We start from the raw sequence: 21,017 nt of genomic DNA on the forward strand, positions 1-21,017 counted from the left end.
GGGTCAGGCCGCGGTGCTGGTCGTCGCGACCAGGCGCAGCTGCCGACGCCGGTGGTTGTTGGCCTCGACGGTGAAGATCACCAGCGCGAGCCAGACGAGCCCGAAGCCGGCCCACCGCGCGGGCGGCATCTCCTCGTGGAAGACCGCCACGCCGAGCGCGAACTGGAGCACCGGCGTGAGGTACTGCAGCAGCCCCAGGGTGACCAGCGGGACCCGGGTCGCGGCCGCCCCGAACGCGATCAGCGGGATGGCGGTGACGATGCCGCTGCTCATCAGGAGCAGCGAGTGGCCCCAGCCGTGCTGGGCGAAGCCGGACGCGCCCGTCGCGACCAGCCAGGCGACGTACGCCAGGGCGAGCGGGGCGACGACGGCGGTCTCCACGGCGAGGCTCTCCACGGCCCCCACGTTCGCGGTCTTCTTGGTCAGGCCGTAGGCGGCGAAGGAGAAGGCCAGGACCAGCGCGACGTACGGCGGGTGCCCGTAGTCGAGGGTCAGCACGGCGACGGCCGCCGACGCGACGCCGACCGCCCCCCACTGCGCGGGGCGCAGCCGCTCGCCGAGGACGAAGACCCCGATCAGCACGGTCACCAGCGGGTTGATGAAGTAGCCGAGCGAGGCCTCGACGACGCGGTCGTTGGTGACGCCCCAGATGTAGGTGCCCCAGTTGATGCTCACGGTCAGGGCGGCGACGGTCAGCAGCGCCAGGGTGCGCGGGGAGCGGACCAGCGCCCGCACGTGGGAGACCCGGCCGAGCAGCAGGACGAGCAGGCCCATGGTGACCGCCGACCACAGGATCCGGTGCGCGAGGACCTCGACGGCCCCGGCCGGCTCCAGCAGCGGGAAGTAGAGCGGGAACCCGCCCCAGAGGGTGTAGGCGGCCACGCCGAGCAGCAGTCCCCGGCGCGCGTTCGACACGCGTCGAACGATAGGCCGGGGGGTTTGCGCCTCGGCCGTTGGGGGCAGATGGGTGGTTCCGTCCCCGCACCCCCCTCTGGAGGAGATCCACCCCATGCGCATGAACCGTCTCGTCGCCAGCCTGATCGCGCTGGTCGTCATGGCCGCCTCGCCGCTGGCGCTCGCGGCCCCCGCGACCGCCGCGGACAAGGTCAAGCGCGAGATCCGCGCCCAGGGCATCGAGCCGAAGGAGAACAAGTTCTTCATCAAGGGCAAGGTGCTCACCGGCAGCTACCCGAAGGCCAAGCTCGTCATGATGCGCAAGCCCGGCGGCGCCAAGAAGTGGTCGAACTGGAAGACGTTCAAGACCGACGCGAAGAGCAGCTACCGGGTCCGCGTCAACGGCCCGAGCAAGGGCGCCAAGAAGGTCTGCTACAAGGTCAAGGCCCCCTCGAGCAAGAAGTACAAGACCTCGTTCTCGCCGAAGCTCTGCATCGTCCGCACCTACTACTGAGCCTGCTCAAGCCGGCGGCGCTAGCACCGCTCGGACGCCGCTGGAAGCACGAAGGGTCCCCGCTCTCGGGCGGGGACCCTTCGTGCTTCGTGCGTGGTGCTGCTGGTCAGACGACCGTCCAGGTGTCGCCGGAGCCGATCAGCGCGGCGAGCTGGTCGTCGGGCTCGCCGGTGACGGCCTGGCGGGCGGTGGCGACCTGGGCGCGGGCCTGGTCGTCGTACGTCGGACGCTCGACGGACCGGAAGATCCCGATCGGCGCCTGGTGGAGGTAGTCGGCCGCGGTGAGCCGGCTGATCGCGAACGCCGTGGACGGGTCGGGGTCGTGGGCGTCGTGGACGAGGATCGCGGACTCCTCGACGTCGGCGGCCTGCGCGACCCGGACCGAGCCGGTGGCGGGGTCGCGGACGACGACCTTCGAGCCGAGGCCGTCCTCGCCGGGCGCCCCGAAGCGGATCTGCTCGCCGTGGACGAGCGGGATGATCGCGTCGGCCTGGCCGGCGTCCTTGAAGTCGCCCTGGCCCTTGATCGCGTCGAACGCGCCGTCGTTGAAGATCGGGCAGTTCTGGTAGATCTCGACCAGCGAGGTGCCGCGGTGGGCGGCGGCCGCGGAGAGCACCGAGGTGAGGTGCTTGCGGTCGGAGTCGATGGTGCGGGCGACGAAGGACGCCTCGGCGCCCAGGGCCAGCGAGACCGGGTTGAAGGGGTGGTCGACCGAGCCCATCGGGGTGGACTTGGTGACCTTGCCCGGCTCGGAAGTGGGGGAGTACTGGCCCTTGGTCAGGCCGTAGATCCGGTTGTTGAACAGCAGGATCGTCATGTTGACGTTGCGGCGCAGCGCGTGGATCAGGTGGTTGCCGCCGATGGAGAGGGCGTCGCCGTCACCGGTGACGACCCAGACCGAGAGGTCCTCGCGGGCGGTGGCGATGCCGGTCGCGATCGACGGCGCGCGACCGTGGATCGAGTGCATGCCGTAGGTGTCGAGGTAGTACGGGAAACGCGAGGAGCAGCCGATGCCGGAGACGAACACGATGTTCTCCCGGCGCAGGCCGAGCTGGGGCAGGAAGCCCTGCACCGCCTTGAGCACGGCGTAGTCACCGCAGCCGGGGCACCAGCGGACCTCCTGGTCGGAGGTGTACTCCTTGCCGGTCTGGGGCTGGTCGGTGGTGGGCACCAGCTCCACGCCCGAGCGCAGGCCCGGGAAGGGCAGCTCGGTGCCGGACGAGAGGGCGGTCATCGGGAGGTCTCCTCCGCGGTCGTGGTGGACAGGTCGACGGTGATCCCCTCGGCGTCGGCGACGAGGCCGCCGATGGCCTCGGCGAGCTCGGCCGCCTTCAGCGGCAGGCCGCGGACGACGTTGTAGCCGACGGCGTCGACGAGGTACTTCGCGCGCAGCAGCAGCGAGAGCTGGCCGAGGTTCATCTCGGGCACGAGCACCTTGTCGTAGCGCTTCAGGATCTCCCCGAGGTCCTGGGGGAACGGGTTGAGGTGGCGCAGGTGGACCTGGGCGACGTCGTAGCCGGCCTTGCGGACGCGGCGTACGCCGGCGCCGATCGGGCCGTAGGTCGAGCCCCAGCCCAGCACGAGCACCTTCGCCCGGCCCGAGGGGTCGTCGACCTCCAGGGGCGGCAGGGACTCAGCGATCCGGTCGACCTTGGCCTGGCGGGTGCGGACCATGAAGTCGTGGTTGGCGGGGTCGTAGGAGATGTTGCCGTGGCCCTCGCCCTTCTCCAGGCCGCCGATGCGGTGCTCGAGGCCGGGGGTGCCGGGCACGGCCCACGGGCGGGCCAGCGTCTCCTCGTCGCGGAGGTAGGGCCAGAAGTCCTTCTCCTCCTCGGTGACCGTGCCGTCCTCGAGGGTCCGGGCCTCCTTGACCACGTGGTTGCGCTCGGTGGCGAAGTCCGGCTCGATGACCGGCAGGTCGGCGATCTCGGGGATCCGCCAGGGCTCGGAGCCGTTGGCGAGGTAGCCGTCGGAGAGCAGCATCACGGGCGTGCGGTAGGTGATCGCGATCCGGGCGGCCTCGAGGGCGGCGTCGAAGCAGTCGCCGGGCGACTGCGGGGCCACGATCGGCATCGGCGCCTCGCCGTTGCGGCCGAACATCGCCTGGAGCAGGTCGGCCTGCTCGGTCTTGGTGGGCAGGCCGGTCGACGGCCCGCCACGCTGGACGTCGACGACCAGCAGCGGCAGCTCGGTCATGATCGCCAGGCCGATCGCCTCGGACTTCAGCGCGATGCCCGGGCCGGAGGTGGTCGTGACGCCGAGGTGGCCGGCGAAGGAGGCACCGATCGCGGAGCCGACGCCGGCGATCTCGTCCTCGGCCTGGAACGTGGTGACGCCGAAGGCCTTGTGCTTGCTCAGCTCGTGGAGGATGTCGGAGGCCGGGGTGATCGGGTAGGACCCGAGGAAGACCGGCAGGCCCGACCGCACGCCGGCCGCGACCAGGCCGTAGGCCAGCGCGAGGTTGCCGGAGATGTTGCGGTAGGTGCCCGGGGAGACCGGGGCCGGCTTGATCTCGTAGGAGACCGCGAAGGCCTCGGTGGTCTCGCCGAAGTTCCAGCCCGCCTTGAAGGCGGTGATGTTGGCGTCGCGGATCGCGGGAACCTTGGCGAACCGCTTGTTCAGGAACGCGGTGGTCGACTCGGTGGGGCGGCCGTACATCCACGAGAGCAGCCCGAGGGCGAACATGTTCTTCGCGCGCGCAGCGTCCTTGCGGGAGAGGCCGAACTCCTTGACCGCGGCGACGGTCATCCCGGTGAGGTCCACCGGGTGGACCGCGAAGTCGCCCAGCGGGTCGTTCGCGTCGCCCAGCGCGTCGAGCGGGTTGGAGTCGTAGCCGGCCTTGGTCAGGTTGCGGCCGCTGAAGTCGTGGGTGTCGACGATGATCGTCGCGCCCTTGGCCAGGTCGCCGACGTTGGCCTTGAGCGCCGCGGGGTTCATCGCGACCAGCACGTCGGGGGCATCGCCGGCGGTGAGGATGTCGTGGTCGGCGAAGTGCACCTGGAAGGACGAGACGCCGGGCAGCGTGCCCTGGGGGGCGCGGATCTCGGCCGGGAAGTTCGGCAGGGTCACCAGGTCGTTGCCGAAGACGGCCGACTCCTGGGTGAACCGGTCACCGGTCAGCTGCATGCCGTCACCGGAGTCACCGGCGAACCGGATGATCACGCGGTCGAGCTGCTTGACCTGCTTCTGTACCTGGCTGGACACCTCGCGCCCACTTCCCTTGCTGCGTGTAGTCGGACGACGCACGTCCATTGGCGGAGTCGATCGTAGGGCTCAACGAACAGAACTGAAACACGTTCCAGTTTCGGCCGGACCCCGACGCGACCTCTCCACGATAGAGACCGCAGGCGTGCATCCGAAGCCGTGTCCGTCGCTGGAGCTGGACCAGACCAGTGAGTCGCGACACAGTGATCGATAACGCTGTTTCTCTGTTAAGTGACGTAGCCTGCTCGACATAAGCAACTGACCTGGGTTCGCTGGGTCACGGAAGAAAGTCGGGACGACATGAAGATCAAGGTTGCCGCGGCCGGTGTCGCCGCGGGGGTGCTGGCCTTGGGACTGGCCGCCTGTGGTGGAGATGCCGACGGGGCGGACGACGGCAACACCGTCAGCATCGTCGGCTTCGCCGTGCCGGAAGCGGCCAACAAGGCGATCGCCGAGGAGTTCACGAAGACCGACGCCGGTGACGGCGTGAAGTTCAAGACGTCGTACGGCCCGTCGGGCGACCAGAGCCGTGCCGTCGCGGACGGCCTCGACGCCGACTACGTCCACTTCTCCGTCGCCACCGACGTCGACCGCCTCGTCGAGGCCGACCTCGTCGACCCGGCGTGGAACCAGGGCGAGAACAAGGGCATCGTCTCGACCTCGGTCGTGGTCCTCGGCGTCCGTGAGGGCAACCCGCTCGACATCCAGGGCTGGGACGACCTGGTCAAGCCCGGCGTGGGCATCGTGACCGCCAACCCGGCCTCCTCCGGCGCCGCGCGCTGGAACGCGCTGGCCGCCTGGGGCCACATCACCGAGAACGGCGGTTCCGACGAGGAGGCCACCGAGTTCGTCGACAAGCTCTTCGCGAATGTCGTCTCGCTGGCCAACTCCGGCCGCGACGCCACCACGAGCTTCCTCCAGGGCAACGGCGACGTGCTGCTGGCCTACGAGAACGAGGCGATCCTGGCCGCGCAGAACGGCGAGGGCTTCGACTACGTGATCCCCGAGACCACGTTGCTCATCGAGAACCCCGGAGCGGTCCTGAAGGATGCGTCCCCGGTCGCGCAGGACTGGCTGGACTTCGTGCTCAGCGAGGAGGGCCAGCGCCAGTTCGCGCTCACCGGCTTCCGCCCGGTCAACACCGCCGAGCCCGGCGCCGTCGACTGGGCGGCCGTCGGGCTCGAGCCCGGCGACATCGAGGGCGCCCCGGACCCCGAGGACCCCTTCCCGGCGGTGCCGAACCTGCTGACCCTCGAGGGGAACTTCGGCGGCGGCGACTGGAGCGGCGTTGCGGACAAGCTGTTCGGCACCGGTGAGGACGGCGACCCGCTGGGCATCGTCACCGAGGCGATCGCGAAGTCCGGCAAGGCCAGCTCGTAGCAGCGTCGAGACGACAGGACAGGGTGCAATGACTGTCGCGCTCGAGGGTCGGCCGGGTCGTGCCCGGCCGACCCTGGTCAACCACAACCTCACCATGGCGTCCGGGATCGGTCTCGGCGTCTCCATGCTCTGGTTCAGCCTGCTCGTGCTCATCCCCCTGACCGCCGTCCTGGTGACGGCGTCCTCGGGTGGATGGGCGGAGTTCTGGCGCTCCATCACCAACGAGCAGACGGCCGCGGCCATCCGGATCACCGTCACGGCAGCCGCGGCGGTCACGCTCGCCAACGTCGTCACCGGCACCGCCATCGCGTGGGTCCTGGTGCGCGACAGGTTCCCCGGCAAGGGGCTCCTCGAGCTGGTCATCGACATCCCGTTCGCGCTGCCCACGATCGTCGCGGGCCTGGTCCTGCTCTCGCTCTACGGCAACGACAGCCCCCTCGGGCTGCACCTGGCGAACACCGAGTGGTCGATCTACCTGGCGTTCCTCTTCGTGACCCTGCCCTTCGTGGTCCGGATGGTGCAGCCGGTGCTCGAGGAGCTCGACCTGGAGGTGGAGGAGGCCGCGGCCTCGCTCGGCGCGAGCCGCGCCACCATCTTCCGCCGGGTCGTCCTGCCCAGCCTGGCGCCGGCGATCGCCGCGGGTGCCGCGCTCTCCTTCGCGCGGGCCGTGGGGGAGTACGGCTCGCTCGTGCTGCTCTCGGGCAACCTGCCGTTCAAGTCCGAGGTGACCTCGGTGCGGATCCTCAGCGCGATCGAGAACGACAACCGGGCGGCCGCGACCTCCATCGCGGCCGTGCTGCTGGTGATCTCGCTGCTCGTCATCGTCGCGCTCGACCTGCTCCAGCGACGGGTGGCCCGCCGTGGCTGAGACCCGACGCGCCACTGCCGGCCCGACGACGTACCTCCTGCGGGCCTTCGTCGTCGTCTACCTCGTGCTGCTCGTCGCGTGGCCGGTCGTCCTGGTGGTGACCAACACCTTCGCGAACGGCACGCAGGCCCTGAGCGACATCTTCGCCGACCCCGACATGATCCACGCGCTGCGGCTCTCCGCCGTGGCCGCGGTCATCGCGACGGCGATCAACACCGTCTTCGGCGTCACGATCTCGATGCTGCTGGTGCGCAAGGAGTTCCCCGGCAAGCGCGTGCTGAGCGCGCTGATCGACCTGCCGCTCTCGGTCTCGCCGATCGTCGTGGGCCTCGCCCTCATGCTCGTGTACGGCGGCCGCAACGGCTGGTTCGGGCCGACCGTCGAGGGCTGGGGCCTGCAGGTCGTCTTCGCGACGCCGGGCATCGTCCTGGCCACCGCGTTCGTGTCCCTGCCGCTGGTGATCCGGGAGGTCGTGCCGGTGCTGCACGAGCTGGGCACCGAGCAGGAGCAGGCCGCGCAGAGCCTGGGCGCCAGCGGCTGGCAGACCTTCTGGCGGATCACCCTGCCGAGCATCAAGTGGGCGGTCATCTACGGCGTCGTGCTGACGCTGGCCCGCTCCCTGGGCGAGTTCGGCGCGGTCAAGGTCGTCTCGGGAAACGTCCTGGGCGAGACCAGGACCGCGACCCTGGCGGTCGAGGAGAAGTACCTCAACTTCGACCAGGAGGGGGCGTACGCCGTGGCGTTCCTCCTCGCCAGCGTGTCCGTCCTCGCCATCCTCGTGGTCTTCGTGCTGCGCGCACGCGGGACCCGTCACCGTGCGTTCGAAAGGCAGTCATGAGCATCGACGTGTCAGGGGTCAACAAGCGCTACGGCGACTTCGTCGCCCTGCAGGACATCAACCTCTCCCTCCCCACCGGCCAGCTCACCGCCCTCCTCGGGCCGAGCGGCGGGGGCAAGACCACGCTGCTGCGCATCATCGCCGGCCTCGAGACCGCCGACTCGGGCTCGGTCGTGATCGAGGGCGTGGAGGCCACCCGGCTCCCGGTGCAGAAGCGCAACGTGGGCTTCGTGTTCCAGCACTACGCGGCGTTCAAGCACCTCTCGGTCGCGCGCAACGTCGCCTTCGGCCTGGAGATCCGCAAGAAGCCCAAGGCCGAGATCAAGGCCAAGGTCGAGGAGCTGCTCCATCTCGTCCACCTCGACGCGTTCGCCGACCGGCTGCCCTCCCAGCTCTCCGGCGGGCAGCGGCAGCGGATGGCGCTGGCGCGCGCGCTGGCGATCGAGCCGAGCGTGCTGCTGCTCGACGAGCCCTTCGGCGCCCTGGACGCCAAGGTGCGCAAGGAGCTGCGCGACTGGCTGCGCCGGCTGCACGACGAGGTGCACGTGACGACGGTCTTCGTGACCCACGACCAGGAGGAGGCCCTCGAGGTCGCCGACGAGATCGTGGTCGTGAACGAGGGGCGGGTCGAGCAGGTCGGGAGCCCCGACCAGCTCTACGACGAGCCCGCCAACGACTTCGTCATGGGCTTCCTCGGCGAGGTCACCGGGCTGGGCGACGTCCGGTTGCGTCCGCACGACATCGAGGTCGCGACGCACCCGACCCCCGGCGCGCTCCAGGGGACGATCACGCGGCTGCTGCGGGTCGGCTTCGAGGTCCGGGTCGCCGTCGCGGTGGCCGGCCAGGACGCACCCGTCACCGTCGTGATGACCCGCACCCACGCCCGCGCGCTCGGGCTCGAGGCGGGGGCCACCGTCTGGCTGGTCCCCGCGGAGGGCGCGACCGCGGTCGCGAGCCCGACGCCCGCCCTCGCCGAGGGCGAGCCCGTCGCGGGCTGACCCCCAGACCGGGCGCCCGCCCGAGCCGTGCACCCGGCTCGGGCGGGCGTCCACCCTTCTCAGCCGTCGCCGGACACCAAGCCGAGGAGCACCTGGACCAGCCGGGTCAGGAGCACGCCCGTCGCGCCGCCGAGACCGGCGCCGACCAGCACCAGCACCACCAGGGTCATCGCCGCGCCGAAGCGGCTGTGTCGCTCCAGGAACCCGACGGTGCTGCGGGGGAGCCGGCCGTTGGTGGTCCTGAGGATGGTCATGCAACGACCCTCGGGCGGACGGCTCCGGCCGGGGAGGGACTGCTGGCCGGACCGGGGTGTGACCATCGGCCCCGGACCCTGCGTCGGACCCTGGGATAAGAGACCGTGGCGCCCTCCCGGATGGGGGGACGGAGGGCGCCACGGCCGGCATGGGGCTGCGCGCGGCGACGCGCCACCCCCGTGTGGGGCTCGCCCTGCGGGCGAGGCGGACCCCCGGGGTCCGAGTCAGGGACCGCCGGCGGTCCGGGCGGGGGTCACGCGGGGGCCGAGGGGTGCCCGACCTCGGCACACCGGTCGCGGATCAGACGCCGGGCGATGGACTCGCAGAGGTCGACAGCACGTTGCTCGTCGGTCACGCTGTGCACGACCAGGCGGTTCGCCCGGTGGACGGTGCGGAGGACCTGGCCCGGGGGCAGCGTCCCGGCGAACTCGATGACGAGCCGCTCGGCGACCTCGATGATGTGCCGGCGATGGGTGACGGCGTCCATGCTCGCTCTCCCTCGATGGATTGGAGGAGTCCGTCCACCGTGGGGCCGCCCGAGGGCGGCGGGTTAGAGACCAACGGCATAGTGGGGGATGACTTCCGGGCCGGTCGGGCGGCCCCGTCCGGCCGACACCGGCGGGGAGCTTGGATCGGAGCAGGTCGCGGGGCCCGGTCACCAGGGACCAAAGTCCCGAAAGTAATAGTCGACATCCCAGGGTGAACCAGGTCAGGTTGCACGTACGTTGACCGAATGGCGGAGCTCTCGGACCCCTCGACCGACCCTCAGCGACCGATCACGGTCTTCCTGCTCGACGACCACGAGGTCGTCCGGTACGGCATCCGCAGCCTCCTCGAGCGGGAGGGTGACATCGTCGTCATCGGGGAGTCGGGCCTGGCCCAGCAGGCCGCGCACCGCATCCCCGCGCTGCGGCCCGACGTGGCCATCCTCGACGTGCGGCTCCCGGACGGCACCGGGGTCGAGGTCTGCCGGCAGGTCCGGTCGGTGGACCCGGGCATCGCGGCCCTGATGCTGACCTCCTACGAGGAGGACGAGGCGCTCTTCGCGGCGATCATGGCCGGCGCGGCGGGCTACGTCCTCAAGGAGGTCAAGGCCGCCGACCTGGCCGACACCGTGCGCCGCGTGGCAGCTGGCCAGTCGATGCTCGACCCGGCGCTCACCGCCCGCGTGCTCGCTCGGCTGCGGGACGGACCGCCGGTCAACCCGCTGACCCGCCACCTGACGCCCAAGGAGCGCCAGGTCCTGGAGCTGGTCAAGGAGGGGCTGACCAACCGCCAGATCGCGACCCGGCTCGGGCTCAGCGAGAAGACGACGAAGAACTACGTCTCCACGATGCTCGGGAAGCTCGGGGTGACCTCGCGGACGCAGGCGGCGATCATCGACACCCACCGGCAGGCCGACCCGTGGTGACGGCGCGAGCCGGAAACGGGCACCGGGGGCGGGGGAAACCGCAGGCCTGACCGCTGGCCGAGGCATGACCTGACAGAGGGCTCAGCCGTGTGGGGGGTGTGACATCGTCGTTCGACTCACGCGAGGGAGCGTGCATGCGATTCAGCTCGGCTGGACACGAGGAGACCCCGGACTGGCCCTGGGGAGGTCAGCCCAGCTTCGAGGACCTGATGCGCGTCGCGGCGACCGTGGCCCCGGCCGCCGGCACCGCTGACTGGACGGTCCTGCTCGAGGCCGTGTCGAGCCTGTCCACGGGAGGGTCTCTCGACGACACGCTGGGCCGGCTGCTCCTCGCGGGGCGCGACCTGACCGGCGCCCAGGACGGCACCCTCACGCTGCTCGGCGGGGACGAGCAGCGACCGTTGCGCCTCTGGCTCACCCCTCACGGAGTCGCGGGCAGCGCCGACCCGGGGGCCCCCGACCACTCCGGGGCGACCGATCCGCCGCGCGACTGGGCCGAGGACCTGGCGGCCGCTCCCGAGGCCGGCGCCCGGGGTGGTCAGCGCCCCGGCACCGAGCGGTGGCCGACGATGCCCTCGGTGCACGCCCCGATCCTCGTCGGCGAGCAGGTCCTCGGCAGCCTGCGCCTGACGGGGAAGGTCCTCGGGTCCTCGTTCACCGAGGCCGACCAGCGCGTCGCCTCGGCGCTCGCCGGGGCCGCGGGCGTCGTCATCGAGAACGCCCGGCTGCGCGAGCAGGTCGCCCGCCGCGAGGGCTGGCTCTCGGCGGCCTCGGACCTGTTGCGGTACGGCGCCGACGACCCGGCGCTCCAGGTGCTCGTCGACTGGGTCCGCGAGATGGCCGATGCCGACGCGGCGTGGGTCGTCGCCGGCGCCGACGAGGCGGACCTGCGGCTGCGCGTCGTCTCGGGCATCGAGGACCCCGCCGCGATGGTCGACCTCGAGCTCGGCGCGGCCCTGGCGATCCCCGCCGTACGCTCCGGGCTCCCCGTGGAGGTCGAGAGCCTCGCCGCGCACCCGGACGCGGCCGGCGCCGCCGCGGTGCTGGGCTTCGAGCCGGTCGGGCCGGCCCTGGTGGTGCCCCTCGGGGACGCCGTCGGCCACGACGTCGTCATCACCCTCGTGTGGCGGCCCCACCCCGAGGACCCCGAGGCGGGGCAGGACCGCGCCACCCTGCCCGCCACGATCGCCCGGCAGGCACCCCTGGTGCTGCGGGTGGCGCGCGCCGGCAAGGACGAGCAGCGCCTCGCGGTGCTCCAGGACCGCGAGCGGATCGCGCGGGACCTGCACGACATGGTCGTCCAGCAGCTCTTCGCGCTCGGCCTGGAGCTCCAGGGGATCTCCTGGGTCCGGGACGCGGAGGAGATCGAGCGCCGGCTCGACCGCGCGACCGACGGCATCGACACGACCATCCGCGCGATCCGGCGGACCATCTTCAGCCTCGGGACCCCGCGCGACGATGTGAACGATCCCCGGGCCGCCATCGTCGAGCTGGTCGAGCGGGCCGCGCGGACGATGAAGCTGCGCCCGACCCTGCGGTTCCGCGGACCGGTGCGCTCGGCGATCAGCAGCGACCTGCTGCCGGACGTCCTCGCGGTGCTGAGCGAGGCGTTGTCCAACGCGGTCCGTCACGCCAACGCCTCGACGTGCGAGGTGGAGGTCAGCGTCCTCGACGAGGTCCTGGTCCGGGTGACCGACGACGGCACGGGCATCCCGGAGGGCGTCCAGGAGAGCGGGCTCGCCAACGTCCGCCGACGTGCCCAGCGGCGCGGCGGGCGCCTCCGGCTCACCCCGGTCTACCCCCACGGCACCGTGCTCGAGTGGCAGGTCCCCGGGTCCTGACGTCGCTCGAGGACGCGCACGGCCGGGGTGGGGTGCACGTCCTCGAGCGCGAGGCGGTCACCGCACGAGGTCGCCCGCCTGCTCCACCACCAGGCCCGGGACCGCGGTCATGCCCTCGGTCGGGAGCACCCGCACCGGGCACCGCGCGTCGCGGAGGACCGCCCGGGCGGTGCCGCCGAGGATGCCCGCGCCGCCGAGCCCGTGGGTGCGGCGGACCAGGACGAGGAGGTCGGCGTCGGCGGAGGCCTCGACCAGGGCCGCGGCGGGGTGGTCGTGCACGACCCGGAGCTCGACCTCCACCGCGGGATAGCTGGTCCGCCACTCCTCGAGGAGCACCTCGAGCGCGGCGGCTGCGCGCCGCCCGGGCTCGGTGCGCCCGACCCGGGCGGTGACGATGTCGTCGTACACGTCGGGGAGCCGCCAGGAGTGCACGACCACCAGCCGGTCCCCGCGGGAGTCGGCCTCGGCGAAGGCGTCGGCGAACAGCTCCGGCGCGCCGGCGGCGCTCTTCAGGGCGACGACCACGCCGCCGCGGGACCGGCCCGGCCACCAGGTCGCCGGCACGCTCACCACCGGGCACGGCGCGCGGCCGGCCGTCGCGGTGCCGGCCCGGCCGGCGAGCACGCCGATCGACGACGGGCTGCCGCGACCGATGTACACCGCCGCCGCCGTCTCGCCGGCCCCGGCGAGCTCGCCGGCGACGGTGCCGCGCCGCAGCTCGGTCCCGATCTCGAGGTCGGGGGCGGTCCTCGCCACGGCGGCCGCCGCCGGGGCGAGGACGGACGCGCCGCGCCCGACCAGGTCCGCGCCGACCAGGGCGTCCACGGCGGCCAGTGCGAAGCGGTCCGGCACCACGTGGACCAGGTGGAGCGGGGCGTCGAGGCGGCGTGCGTCGGCCACGGCGGCGCGCACGGCGCCCTCGGTGCCCGGCGAGCCGTCGATCCCGACCACCACGGGCGGGCAGGAGCCGGCCACCGCGTCCCCCGTGCGTGCGTACGTCGAGCGCAGGTGGGGCATGACGCGCCGGCCGCCGAACCGACCCTCGCTCAGAACGACGCCGCGGCGGCGATCATCACGATGCACAGCACGATCAGGATCCCGATGAGCGGCAGCACGAACCGGAGGTACTGGTCGTAGCGGACCTTGGCGAGCGCGAGGCCGCCCATGACGACCGCCGAGGTCGGGGTGATCAGGTTGACCACGCCCGAAGCGGATTGGTAGGCGGTGACGACGATGGCCCGGCTGACGCCCGCGAAGTCCGCCAGCGGCGCGAGGATCGGGATGGCCAGCGCGGCGTGCCCGGAGGAGGACGGCACGAGGAACGCCAGCGGCAGGTTGATGAGGAACATGACCGCCCCGAAGACGCCGGAGTCGGTGTTGCTGACCAGCTCCTCCATCGAGTTCAGGATCGTGCCGGTGATCTCGGCGTTGTTCATGATCGCGGTGACGCCGCGGGCCAGCACGATGATCAGGCCGACGCCGATGAAGTCGCCGGCGCCGCGGACCAGGGAGTCGGTCAGGCCCTTCTCGCCCAGGCCGCCGATCAGCCCGACCACCAGCGACATGGCGAGGAACAGCGCGGCGAGCTCGGGGAAGTACCAGTCCAGCTGCCAGGCGTAGCTCTCGGCGTTGGGCCCGTCGATGATCTGGGCCCACGGGACGATCGCGAAGATCATGAAGGCGAAGGTCAGCCCGATGATGGTGAGCACCAGCTTCTGCCGCGCGGTGAGCTCGGCGACATCCCCGAGCCCGCTGGTCCGGAGCTCCTCGTCGCCCTCGACGCTGTTCACGCGGGAGGCACTCGGGTCGGCCTTGACCCGCTTGGCGTAGCGCAGCACCCACCAGATGCCGATCGGCACGAGCACGACGTACATCAGCAGGCGGAAGCCGATGCCGTCGCCGATGGAGATGCCCGCGGAGTCCGAGGCGACCCCGGTGGCGAACGGGTTGACCGTCGAGGCCAGCACGCCGATGCCGGCGCCGACCATGATCACGCCCGTCGCGACCAGCCGGTCGTAGCCCAGGGCCAGGATCAGGGGAATGACCAGGGCGTAGAAGCCCAGGGTCTCCTCGGCCATGCCCTCGGTCGTGCCGCCGATCGAGAAGAGCACCATCAAGACGGCGATGAGCACCGGGCCGCGGTGGCTCATCCGCTGGGCGATCCGCGCGACGCCGTTGTCGATGGCCCCGGTGGTCATCGAGATGGTGATGAAGATGCCGATCGCGAGCACGAACAGGAACACGCCGGCGGCGCCGTAGAGCTCGCCGGACTCGTAGGGCCCGATGAAGCCCTCGTCGTTCATCACGCCGTAGAGGCCGTTGACCGGGGCGATGAACAGCTGCATCAGCCGCCCGCCGAAGGTCAGCGGATCGTCGGTCCGCTCATAGCTCCCGGGCACCGGGGCGCCGTCCTCGTTCCGGTAGGCGCCGGTGGGGATCACGAATGCCAGCAGCCAGACCGCGATGGTGACGAGGAACAGCACCGTGAAGGCGCTGGGGAACCGCATCCCGCGCGGCTCCTCGGACTCGGGCTCGGTGGACGGCGTGACGGGTTCTTCTGCCGCGTGCTTAGCCATGGCGTTCCTTCGGTCGCTTCCGACGTGGACCTCTCCACCGAAGCCGGGACGCCGCGTGCCCCGGACCTGCCGGTTGACCCGCCGCCCCATGACCTTCTGCCCGTCCGGGGGCAAGGCCTGCGAGCGCACGGTGGGGGCATGACGTCAACCGAGAGGAACCGGCCATGACCCTGCACGTGGACTCCGAGGTGGGCAGCCTGAAGCAGGTGATCCTCCACCGCCCGGACCTGGAGCTGAAGCGGCTCACACCGAGCAACCACGACGAGTACCTGTTCGACGACGTGCTGTGGGTCAAGAACGCCAAGCTCGAGCACGACGGCTTCGCGGAGATGCTGCGGGAGCAGGGCGTCAAGGTGCACCTGCTGGACCAGCTGCTGACCCAGACGCTGGCCATCCCCGAGGCCAGGAAGTTCGTCCTGGAGCAGTCGCTCAACGAGCTCGTCTACGGGCCGATCGCCATGGCGAGCCTGCACCAGGCCTTCGACAGCATGGAGGACGCCGAGCTGACGACGTACCTCATCGGCGGGATGACCAAGCGCGAGCTGCTGGAACGGGTCGAGGAGCCGGCCTCCCTGGTCGTGCACGCCCTCGAGCTCGACGACCTGCTGCTGCCGCCGCTGCCGAACCACCTCTTCACGCGTGACACCTCCGCCTGGATCTACGACGGGGTCTCCATCAACTCCATGCGCAAGCGCGCCCGAGCCCGGGAGACGGTGCACTACGAGGCGATCTACCGCTGGCACCCGCTCTTCGCGGACACCTCGTTCAACGTCTGGGCCGAGGGGGCGGCGAACGGCGCGGCCACCACCGAGGGCGGCGACATCCTCGTCATCGGCCGCGGTGCGGTGCTCATCGGCGTCAGCGAGCGGACCACCCCGCAGGGCGTCGAGCGGCTCGCCCGCCGCCTGTTTCAGGCCGGGGCCGCGACCAAGGTCGTGGCGATCTCGATGCCGAAGTCCCGGGCCTTCATGCACCTCGACACGGTCATGACCCAGCTCTCCGAGGACACCTTCACCAAGTACATCGGCCTCGGGATGCTCCCGTCGTACACGATCGAGCCCGGTGACTCCGAGCCCGAGCTGAAGGTCACCCCCCACCCGCCCGAGGACATGCACAAGGCGATCGCCCGGGCCCTCGGCCTCAAGGACATCCAGGTGCTCACCGCGACCCAGGACGTCCACGCCGCCGAGCGCGAGCAGTGGGACGACGGCTGCAACGCCCTGGCCATCCGTCCCGGCGTCGTCGTGGCCTACGAGCGCAACGTCACCACCAACACCTACCTGCGCAAGAAGGGCATCGAGGTCATCACCATCCGGGGCAACGAGCTCGGCCGCGGCCGCGGTGGCCCCCGGTGCATGTCCTGCCCCATCGAGCGCGAAGGGATCTGAGGACCATGGCCTTCAACCTGAGGAACCGCAGCTTCCTCCGCGAGCTCGACTTCACCTCCAAGGAGTGGAGGTTCCTGCTCGACCTGGCGGCTGAGCTGAAGCAGGCGAAGTACGCCGGCTCCGAGCAGCCCCGGCTCCGGGGCAAGAACATCGCGCTCATCTTCGAGAAGACCTCGACCCGGACGCGGTGCTCCTTCGAGGTCGCCGCCTTCGACCAGGGCGCCCGGGTGACCTACCTGGACCCGACCGGGTCGCAGATCGGCCACAAGGAGTCCATGGAGGACACCGCCCGGGTGCTCGGCCGGATGTACGACGGCATCGAGTACCGCGGCGCCGCCCAGAAGAACGTCGAGACCCTCGCCGCCTACGCCGGCGTCCCGGTCTGGAACGGCCTGACCGACGAGTGGCACCCCACCCAGATGCTCTGCGACATGCTCACCATGCGCGAGCACAGCGGCAAGCACGACGAGGAGATCTCCTTCGCCTACCTCGGCGATGCCCGCAACAACATGGGCAACTCGCTGCTGGTCACCGGCGCGATGATGGGCATGGACGTGCGGATCGTCGCGCCGGAGGTGCAGTGGAACGACTCCGCGATCATCGACCAGGCCCGCACCATCGCCGACGAGACCGGCGCTCGGATCACCCACACCGCCGACGTCGAGGCGGGGGTGGCGGGGGTCGACTTCCTCTACACCGACGTGTGGGTCTCCATGGGCGAGCCCAAGGAGCTGTGGGCAGAGCGGATCAACCTGCTCAAGGCCTACCAGGTCAACATGGACGTGGTGAAGGCCACCGGCAACCCCAAGGTCAGGTTCATGCACTGCCTCCCGGGCTTCCACGATCGCCACACCAAGGTGGGCGAGGAGCTCTACCAGGAGACGGGGATGGAGGCCCTCGAGGTGACCGACGAGGTCTTCGAGTCCCGGCACTCGATCGTCTTCGACCAGGCCGAGAACCGGATGCACACGATCAAGGCCGTGCTCGTGGCCACGCTGGGGGGCTGAGGTGAGGGTCATCGCCACCTTGGGTGGCAACGCGCTCCTGCAACGCGGCCAGAAGCCGGACGCCGACGTGCAGGAGCACAACGTCCGCGCCGCGGTCGGGGCGCTCGCCCCGCTCGCGGAGGAGCACGAGCTGGTGCTCACCCACGGCAACGGGCCCCAGGTCGGCGTGCTCGCGCTGCAGAGCGCCTCGGATCCCCGCCTGACCACGCCCTACCCGTTCGACGTGCTGGGCGCGCAGACGCAGGGGATGATCGGCTACTGGCTGCTCCAGGCCATGCAGAACGAGCTGCCGAACCGGCAGGTCGCGGCGATCATCAACCAGACCCTCGTCGAGGCCGCCGACCCGGCGTTCGCCGACCCGACCAAGTTCGTCGGGGAGATGTACACCGAGGAGGAGGCCAAGCGGCTCGCGAGCGAGCGCGGCTGGGCGGTCAAGCCGGACGGGACGGGCTGGCGCCGGGTCGTCGGCTCGCCCCGCCCGCACCGGGTCGTGGAGACACGGCTGATCCGGATGCTGCTGCAGAGCGGGGCCATCGTGGTGTGCGCCGGCGGTGGCGGCGTACCGGTGATCCGCAACGAGCGTGGCGAGCTCGACGGTGTCGAGGCGGTCGTCGACAAGGACCTCACCAGCTCGGTGCTGGCCGAGGCGCTCGACGCCGACGTCCTGATGATCCTCACCGACGTCCCGAACGTGATGAAGGCCTTCGGGACACCCGAGCAGGAGCCCGTGCTGCGCGCCACCCCGGCGAGCCTGCGGGCCCTGGACTTCGCGGCGGGCTCGATGGGGCCGAAGGTCGAGGCGGTGTGCCGGTTCGTCGAGCTCACCGGAGGGATCGCGGCCATCGGCCGGCTCGAGGACGGGCCGGCGATCCTCCGCGGGGAGGCCGGCACGATCATCACGCCCGACGGCACGTACGACGGGCTGCCGAGCCAGCCCCCGAAGGACCCGGACCGGTTGCGCTTGGCGGTGTCCTGACCGGTCCCGGCAACAGAGGGGTGGGCGTCCGCACGGCGGGCGTCCACCCCTCGTGCGTCCGCCGGGCGGGCCGGCGGCGGGGCGGGGGCCAGATGCCCCGGGCCCGGGGCGAAGGGCCCCCTCCCCGGTTGACCGAAGCACCTCCACCCCGGCCGCGGGCCCGGCCAGCGTGGCGGCATGACGTTGCTCGTCCGGATCCACCAGGGCCCGCTCCCCCGCAGCACCTGCCGCCACTGCTCCGAAGCCCTCGTGTGGGACGCGGAGGTGGGCTGGTTCGACCCGGCGGCGCACCACTCCTACGACATGTGTCCGCGTGACCTGTACGCCAACCACGACGGGGGAGCCGTGCCCGGGGTCCCGCGCGGGGACCGGGCCGTGGGGGGCGCCCGGTACCGCTCCTAGAGGGGTTCGCCGGGTCAGCGGTAGTTGGTGAACTGCACCGCGAAGTCGTAGTCCTGCTGCTTGACCAGCGCGATGATCGCCTGGAGGTCGTCGCGCTTCTTCGAGGAGACCCGCAGCTCGTCGCCCTGGATCTGCGCCTTGACGCCCTTGGGGCCCTCGTCGCGGATCAGCTTGGAGATCTTCTTGGCGTCCTCGGAGGAGATGCCCTCCTTGAGGGTGACGGTGATCTTGGAGGACTGCCCGGACTGGCGCGGCTCGGAGGCGTCGAGCACCTTCAGCGAGACGTCGCGCTTGACCAGCTTGCCCTTGAACACGTCGAGCACCGCGCTGGCGCGGTCGTCGGCGGACGCGCTGATCTCGATGACCTGGTCGCCCGACCACTCGATGGTTGCGTTGGTGCCCTTGAAGTCGAACCGGGTCGCGATCTCGCGCGCGGTCTGGCCGAGGGCGTTGTCGACCTCCTGGCGGTCGATCTTGCTGACGATGTCGAACGACGAGTCGGCCATCTGTTCCTCCCGGGTGACGTTTTTTCTCAGGCGTTGCGCCTGCGCTATTGTTTCTCCTCGTCGTCACCGGGAGCCAATCGGCCCCCGGACGCGGCACCCCGGCAGGTTGCCCGAGCGGCCAATGGGAGCGGACTGTAAATCCGTCGGCTTTGCCTTCGAAGGTTCGAATCCTTCACCTGCCACTGGATGGAAGAGAGTCCAGGCGCCGAACCCCCACCCCGGTGGGGGTTCGCTGCATTTCGGCCCCGGTGCGCCGCCGCCCGGGGTGGTCCAGGGCACTTGCCCGGGTCGCTGCGCGCCCCGCGGGGACTGGAGCATGTCCGTTAGGTACAGTAAGCCGCGTGACTTTAACTAGTGGGCCCACGGCAGGACCGATCACCGACGGGGCCGGCGCCCCGCTGCGGCTCGTCGTGGTCGGAGCCGGCGCGGCCGGCTCGCTCGTGCTGCTCCACCTCGCCCGCCACCTCGCGGCAGGCTCCGAGGGCTCCCGCGTCGAGGTCGTCGTGCTGGACCCGAACGGCCCGGTCAACGGCGCCGCCTTCTGCACGACCGACCCGCGGCACCTGCTCAACGTGCCGGCCTCCGGCATGTCGGTCGATCCCGAGGACCGGTTCGACTTCGTCGCCCACCTCGTCGCCGAGGGGCTCCTGGCGGAGGGCGCGTCGCCGTACTTCTTCGCGCCTCGCGCGGAGTGGGCCCGCTACCTGCGCACCCGCCTCGACGAGGCGCTGGCGGCCGTGGAGGGCCGACTGGTGGTCCGCCACGTCCTCGCCGCCGCGACCTCGGTCGCGCGGGACGGCGCCGGCGTCCGCGTCACGGACTCCGACGGCTCGACCCACGAGGCCGAACACCTCGTGCTCGCCACCGGGCTGCCGACCGTGGGCGACGACTGGGCGCCGCGCGACCTCTCGGCCCAGGAGCGGTACGTCGCCGACCCGTGGCGTCCCGGGGCACTGGATGCGGTGGTGGACGGCGAGGGGGACGTCCTCGTCGTCGGCACCGGCCTGACCATGGTCGACGTCGCGGTCAGCGTGGTCGGCTCGAGCGCCACCGGTCGCCGGGTGGCCGCGCTCTCCCGTGCCGGCCGGTTGCCGCAGCCGCACGCCGAGTCCTATCTCGGCGAGGTCGTGCCGGACGTCTCGGGCTGGGGGAGCACGCTGGAGGAGATCCGCGGCGCCGCGGTCGCGCACGTGCGCGAGGTGGAGGCCACGCAGGGCAGCTGGCGTCCGGCCGTGGACGGCATCCGCTACCGGGTCGCCGAGCTGTGGGGCCGCCTCGCCACCGGCGAGCGCGAGCGGTTCCTGCGCGAGGTCGCCGGCGACTGGGGCGTCCGCCGCCACCGGATGCCGCCCACCACCGCCGCGGTCGTCGAGCAGGCGCAGGAAGACGGCTGCCTCGAGGTGGCCGCCGGGCGCGTGGTCGCGGTCGAGGAGGCGGCCGACGGGTTCGAGGTCGAGACCGCCGACGGCCGCCGGATCCACGCCGCCTGGATCGTCAACTGCACCGGTCCCCGCTCCGACGTCCGCACGCTGGGCAACCCGGTCCTCGACTCGCTCCTGGGCGCTGACGGCGGGCCCGCGCTGGCGACGACCGACCCGCTCGGGCTCGGGCTGACCACCTCCGAGGGCCGGCTCGTCGGGGCCGACGGCGAGCTCCAGCCGGTGTGGACCCTCGGGGCCCTGCGCCGCGGCGAGCTGTGGGAGTCCACGGCGATCCCCGAGATCCGTGTGCAGGCCGAACGGCTGGCCGGAGACCTCGCCGCGGTCGCGGCCCGGTGTGCCCGCACCCCACTAGGCTGAGCGGACCTGGGGCTGCGGGGCCTGGGTGCCCCCGGGGCCTGAGTCGACAAGACCCTTGTCCGACGCCGGCGAGTGAGCAGTCAACCTACCAGACGTTTGGTTGTATACTGCCGGGATCGTTGGTCGGCGGCGACGATCTGGCGCCGTGGCGGAGAGCAGA

20 protein-coding genes and 1 tRNA gene are annotated in these 21,017 nt (G+C 71.5%); 13 read left to right on the forward strand and 8 right to left on the reverse strand.

Annotation, left to right across the window (positions count from 1 at the left end; genetic code table 11):
- Positions 1 to 3: 3 nt before the first annotated feature.
- Entirely contained in the window at positions 4 to 915 is a 912-nt protein-coding gene (gene rarD / locus HPC71_RS02230; RefSeq protein WP_216656518.1) for an EamA family transporter RarD, read from the reverse strand.
- Positions 916 to 1,009: 94 nt separating this feature from the next.
- Here rarD and HPC71_RS02235 point away from each other — a divergent pair, with 94 nt between their 5' ends.
- On the forward strand, positions 1,010 to 1,408 hold the full coding sequence (locus tag HPC71_RS02235) for a hypothetical protein (protein WP_154612935.1): 399 nt from the start codon (positions 1,010 to 1,012) through the stop codon (positions 1,406 to 1,408).
- A gap of 106 nt (positions 1,409 to 1,514) precedes the next feature.
- Here HPC71_RS02235 and HPC71_RS02240 read toward each other — a convergent pair whose 3' ends face one another.
- The gene (locus HPC71_RS02240) at positions 1,515 to 2,642 is read right to left on the reverse strand and encodes a 2-oxoacid:ferredoxin oxidoreductase subunit beta (RefSeq protein WP_154612936.1); all 1,128 of its coding nucleotides are present in this window, start codon (positions 2,640 to 2,642) and stop codon (positions 1,515 to 1,517) included.
- The gene (locus HPC71_RS02245; RefSeq protein WP_230083957.1) at positions 2,639 to 4,534 is read right to left on the reverse strand and encodes a 2-oxoacid:acceptor oxidoreductase subunit alpha; all 1,896 of its coding nucleotides are present in this window, start codon (positions 4,532 to 4,534) and stop codon (positions 2,639 to 2,641) included. The genes HPC71_RS02240 and HPC71_RS02245 overlap by 4 nt, the downstream gene beginning before the upstream one ends.
- Before the next feature lie 378 nt (positions 4,535 to 4,912).
- Here HPC71_RS02245 and HPC71_RS02250 point away from each other — a divergent pair, with 378 nt between their 5' ends.
- From HPC71_RS02250 to HPC71_RS02265, 4 genes are read left to right on the forward strand one after another with little or no spacing between them, the layout of a single operon-like run.
- Positions 4,913 to 5,992: a sulfate ABC transporter substrate-binding protein gene (locus HPC71_RS02250; protein WP_154613511.1), complete on the forward strand. Its 1,080-nt coding sequence runs from the start codon at positions 4,913 to 4,915 to the stop codon at positions 5,990 to 5,992.
- A 28-nt stretch (positions 5,993 to 6,020) separates the two neighbouring features.
- Positions 6,021 to 6,860 carry a sulfate ABC transporter permease subunit CysT gene (gene cysT / locus HPC71_RS02255; RefSeq protein ID WP_154612939.1) on the forward strand — a complete coding sequence of 280 codons (840 nt, stop codon included), beginning with the start codon at positions 6,021 to 6,023 and terminating at the stop codon, positions 6,858 to 6,860.
- Positions 6,853 to 7,698 (forward strand): sulfate ABC transporter permease, encoded by an 846-nt coding sequence (locus HPC71_RS02260; protein WP_171896017.1) that lies wholly within the window; start codon positions 6,853 to 6,855, stop codon positions 7,696 to 7,698. The genes cysT and HPC71_RS02260 overlap by 8 nt, the downstream gene beginning before the upstream one ends.
- Positions 7,695 to 8,696 (forward strand): sulfate/molybdate ABC transporter ATP-binding protein, encoded by a 1,002-nt coding sequence (locus tag HPC71_RS02265; protein ID WP_154612940.1) that lies wholly within the window; start codon positions 7,695 to 7,697, stop codon positions 8,694 to 8,696. Before HPC71_RS02260 ends, HPC71_RS02265 begins: the two co-directional genes overlap by 4 nt.
- Positions 8,697 to 8,755: 59 nt before the next feature.
- Here HPC71_RS02265 and HPC71_RS02270 read toward each other — a convergent pair whose 3' ends face one another.
- Both HPC71_RS02270 and HPC71_RS02275 read right to left on the reverse strand, forming a co-directional pair.
- The gene (locus HPC71_RS02270) at positions 8,756 to 8,950 is read right to left on the reverse strand and encodes a hypothetical protein (RefSeq protein ID WP_154612941.1); all 195 of its coding nucleotides are present in this window, start codon (positions 8,948 to 8,950) and stop codon (positions 8,756 to 8,758) included.
- 254 nt (positions 8,951 to 9,204) lie between these two features.
- Positions 9,205 to 9,438, reverse strand: a complete 234-nt coding sequence (locus tag HPC71_RS02275; protein WP_154612942.1) for a hypothetical protein — start codon at positions 9,436 to 9,438, stop codon at positions 9,205 to 9,207.
- 246 nt (positions 9,439 to 9,684) lie between these two features.
- Here HPC71_RS02275 and HPC71_RS02280 point away from each other — a divergent pair, with 246 nt between their 5' ends.
- On the forward strand, positions 9,685 to 10,362 hold the full coding sequence (locus HPC71_RS02280; protein ID WP_154612943.1) for a response regulator: 678 nt from the start codon (positions 9,685 to 9,687) through the stop codon (positions 10,360 to 10,362).
- Positions 10,363 to 10,496: 134 nt separating this feature from the next.
- A complete protein-coding gene (locus HPC71_RS02285) occupies positions 10,497 to 12,203 on the forward strand; it encodes a GAF domain-containing sensor histidine kinase (RefSeq protein ID WP_154613512.1) in 1,707 nt (568 codons plus the stop codon).
- Positions 12,204 to 12,260: 57 nt separating this feature from the next.
- Here HPC71_RS02285 and HPC71_RS02290 read toward each other — a convergent pair whose 3' ends face one another.
- Positions 12,261 to 13,220 carry a universal stress protein gene (locus HPC71_RS02290; RefSeq protein WP_154612945.1) on the reverse strand — a complete coding sequence of 320 codons (960 nt, stop codon included), beginning with the start codon at positions 13,218 to 13,220 and terminating at the stop codon, positions 12,261 to 12,263.
- 29 nt (positions 13,221 to 13,249) lie between these two features.
- On the reverse strand, positions 13,250 to 14,779 hold the full coding sequence (locus HPC71_RS02295; RefSeq protein ID WP_171896018.1) for a YfcC family protein: 1,530 nt from the start codon (positions 14,777 to 14,779) through the stop codon (positions 13,250 to 13,252).
- Between the two features lie 164 nt (positions 14,780 to 14,943).
- On the opposite strand from HPC71_RS02295, the gene HPC71_RS02300 reads away from it, so the two are divergent.
- The 4 genes from HPC71_RS02300 (at position 14,944) to HPC71_RS02315 (ending at position 18,552) form a co-directional block, all read left to right on the forward strand.
- Complete coding sequence (locus HPC71_RS02300) at positions 14,944 to 16,167, forward strand: arginine deiminase (RefSeq protein WP_154612946.1); 1,224 nt, start codon at positions 14,944 to 14,946, stop codon at positions 16,165 to 16,167.
- Between the two features lie 5 nt (positions 16,168 to 16,172).
- A complete protein-coding gene (gene argF, locus HPC71_RS02305) occupies positions 16,173 to 17,174 on the forward strand; it encodes an ornithine carbamoyltransferase (protein ID WP_154612947.1) in 1,002 nt (333 codons plus the stop codon).
- A 1-nt stretch (position 17,175) separates the two neighbouring features.
- The gene (gene arcC / locus HPC71_RS02310) at positions 17,176 to 18,150 is read left to right on the forward strand and encodes a carbamate kinase (protein ID WP_171896019.1); all 975 of its coding nucleotides are present in this window, start codon (positions 17,176 to 17,178) and stop codon (positions 18,148 to 18,150) included.
- A gap of 177 nt (positions 18,151 to 18,327) precedes the next feature.
- Positions 18,328 to 18,552 (forward strand): hypothetical protein, encoded by a 225-nt coding sequence (locus tag HPC71_RS02315; RefSeq protein WP_154613513.1) that lies wholly within the window; start codon positions 18,328 to 18,330, stop codon positions 18,550 to 18,552.
- A gap of 14 nt (positions 18,553 to 18,566) precedes the next feature.
- Here the strand turns inward: HPC71_RS02315 and HPC71_RS02320 are convergent, their stop codons facing one another.
- The gene (locus tag HPC71_RS02320; RefSeq protein WP_154612949.1) at positions 18,567 to 19,058 is read right to left on the reverse strand and encodes a YajQ family cyclic di-GMP-binding protein; all 492 of its coding nucleotides are present in this window, start codon (positions 19,056 to 19,058) and stop codon (positions 18,567 to 18,569) included.
- 100 nt (positions 19,059 to 19,158) lie between these two features.
- On the opposite strand from HPC71_RS02320, the gene HPC71_RS02325 reads away from it, so the two are divergent.
- Positions 19,159 to 19,240: transfer RNA gene (locus tag HPC71_RS02325), tRNA-Tyr, on the forward strand.
- Between the two features lie 159 nt (positions 19,241 to 19,399).
- Positions 19,400 to 20,857, forward strand: a complete 1,458-nt coding sequence (locus HPC71_RS02330; RefSeq protein ID WP_216656519.1) for an FAD/NAD(P)-binding protein — start codon at positions 19,400 to 19,402, stop codon at positions 20,855 to 20,857.
- The last annotated feature ends 160 nt before the right edge of the window (positions 20,858 to 21,017 follow it).

This window comes from Nocardioides marmotae, assembly GCF_013177455.1.
In the GTDB taxonomy this organism is placed as follows: domain Bacteria; phylum Actinomycetota; class Actinomycetes; order Propionibacteriales; family Nocardioidaceae; genus Nocardioides; species Nocardioides marmotae.

Coding starts and splice junctions, on each gene's coding strand:
- HPC71_RS02235 (WP_154612935.1), top strand. CDS start 1,010: ATGCGCATGAACCGTCTCGTCGCCAGCCTGATCGCGCTGGTCGTCATG.
- HPC71_RS02240 (WP_154612936.1), bottom strand. CDS start 2,642: ATGACCGCCCTCTCGTCCGGCACCGAGCTGCCCTTCCCGGGCCTGCGC.
- HPC71_RS02245 (WP_230083957.1), bottom strand. CDS start 4,534: ATGCAGCTGACCGGTGACCGGTTCACCCAGGAGTCGGCCGTCTTCGGC.
- HPC71_RS02250 (WP_154613511.1), top strand. CDS start 4,913: ATGAAGATCAAGGTTGCCGCGGCCGGTGTCGCCGCGGGGGTGCTGGCC.
- cysT (WP_154612939.1), top strand. CDS start 6,021: ATGACTGTCGCGCTCGAGGGTCGGCCGGGTCGTGCCCGGCCGACCCTG.
- HPC71_RS02265 (WP_154612940.1), top strand. CDS start 7,695: ATGAGCATCGACGTGTCAGGGGTCAACAAGCGCTACGGCGACTTCGTC.
- HPC71_RS02270 (WP_154612941.1), bottom strand. CDS start 8,950: ATGACCATCCTCAGGACCACCAACGGCCGGCTCCCCCGCAGCACCGTC.
- HPC71_RS02275 (WP_154612942.1), bottom strand. CDS start 9,438: ATGGACGCCGTCACCCATCGCCGGCACATCATCGAGGTCGCCGAGCGG.
- HPC71_RS02280 (WP_154612943.1), top strand. CDS start 9,685: ATGGCGGAGCTCTCGGACCCCTCGACCGACCCTCAGCGACCGATCACG.
- HPC71_RS02285 (WP_154613512.1), top strand. CDS start 10,497: ATGCGATTCAGCTCGGCTGGACACGAGGAGACCCCGGACTGGCCCTGG.
- HPC71_RS02290 (WP_154612945.1), bottom strand. CDS start 13,220: ATGCCCCACCTGCGCTCGACGTACGCACGCACGGGGGACGCGGTGGCC.
- HPC71_RS02295 (WP_171896018.1), bottom strand. CDS start 14,779: ATGGCTAAGCACGCGGCAGAAGAACCCGTCACGCCGTCCACCGAGCCC.
- HPC71_RS02300 (WP_154612946.1), top strand. CDS start 14,944: ATGACCCTGCACGTGGACTCCGAGGTGGGCAGCCTGAAGCAGGTGATC.
- argF (WP_154612947.1), top strand. CDS start 16,173: ATGGCCTTCAACCTGAGGAACCGCAGCTTCCTCCGCGAGCTCGACTTC.
- HPC71_RS02315 (WP_154613513.1), top strand. CDS start 18,328: ATGACGTTGCTCGTCCGGATCCACCAGGGCCCGCTCCCCCGCAGCACC.
- HPC71_RS02320 (WP_154612949.1), bottom strand. CDS start 19,058: ATGGCCGACTCGTCGTTCGACATCGTCAGCAAGATCGACCGCCAGGAG.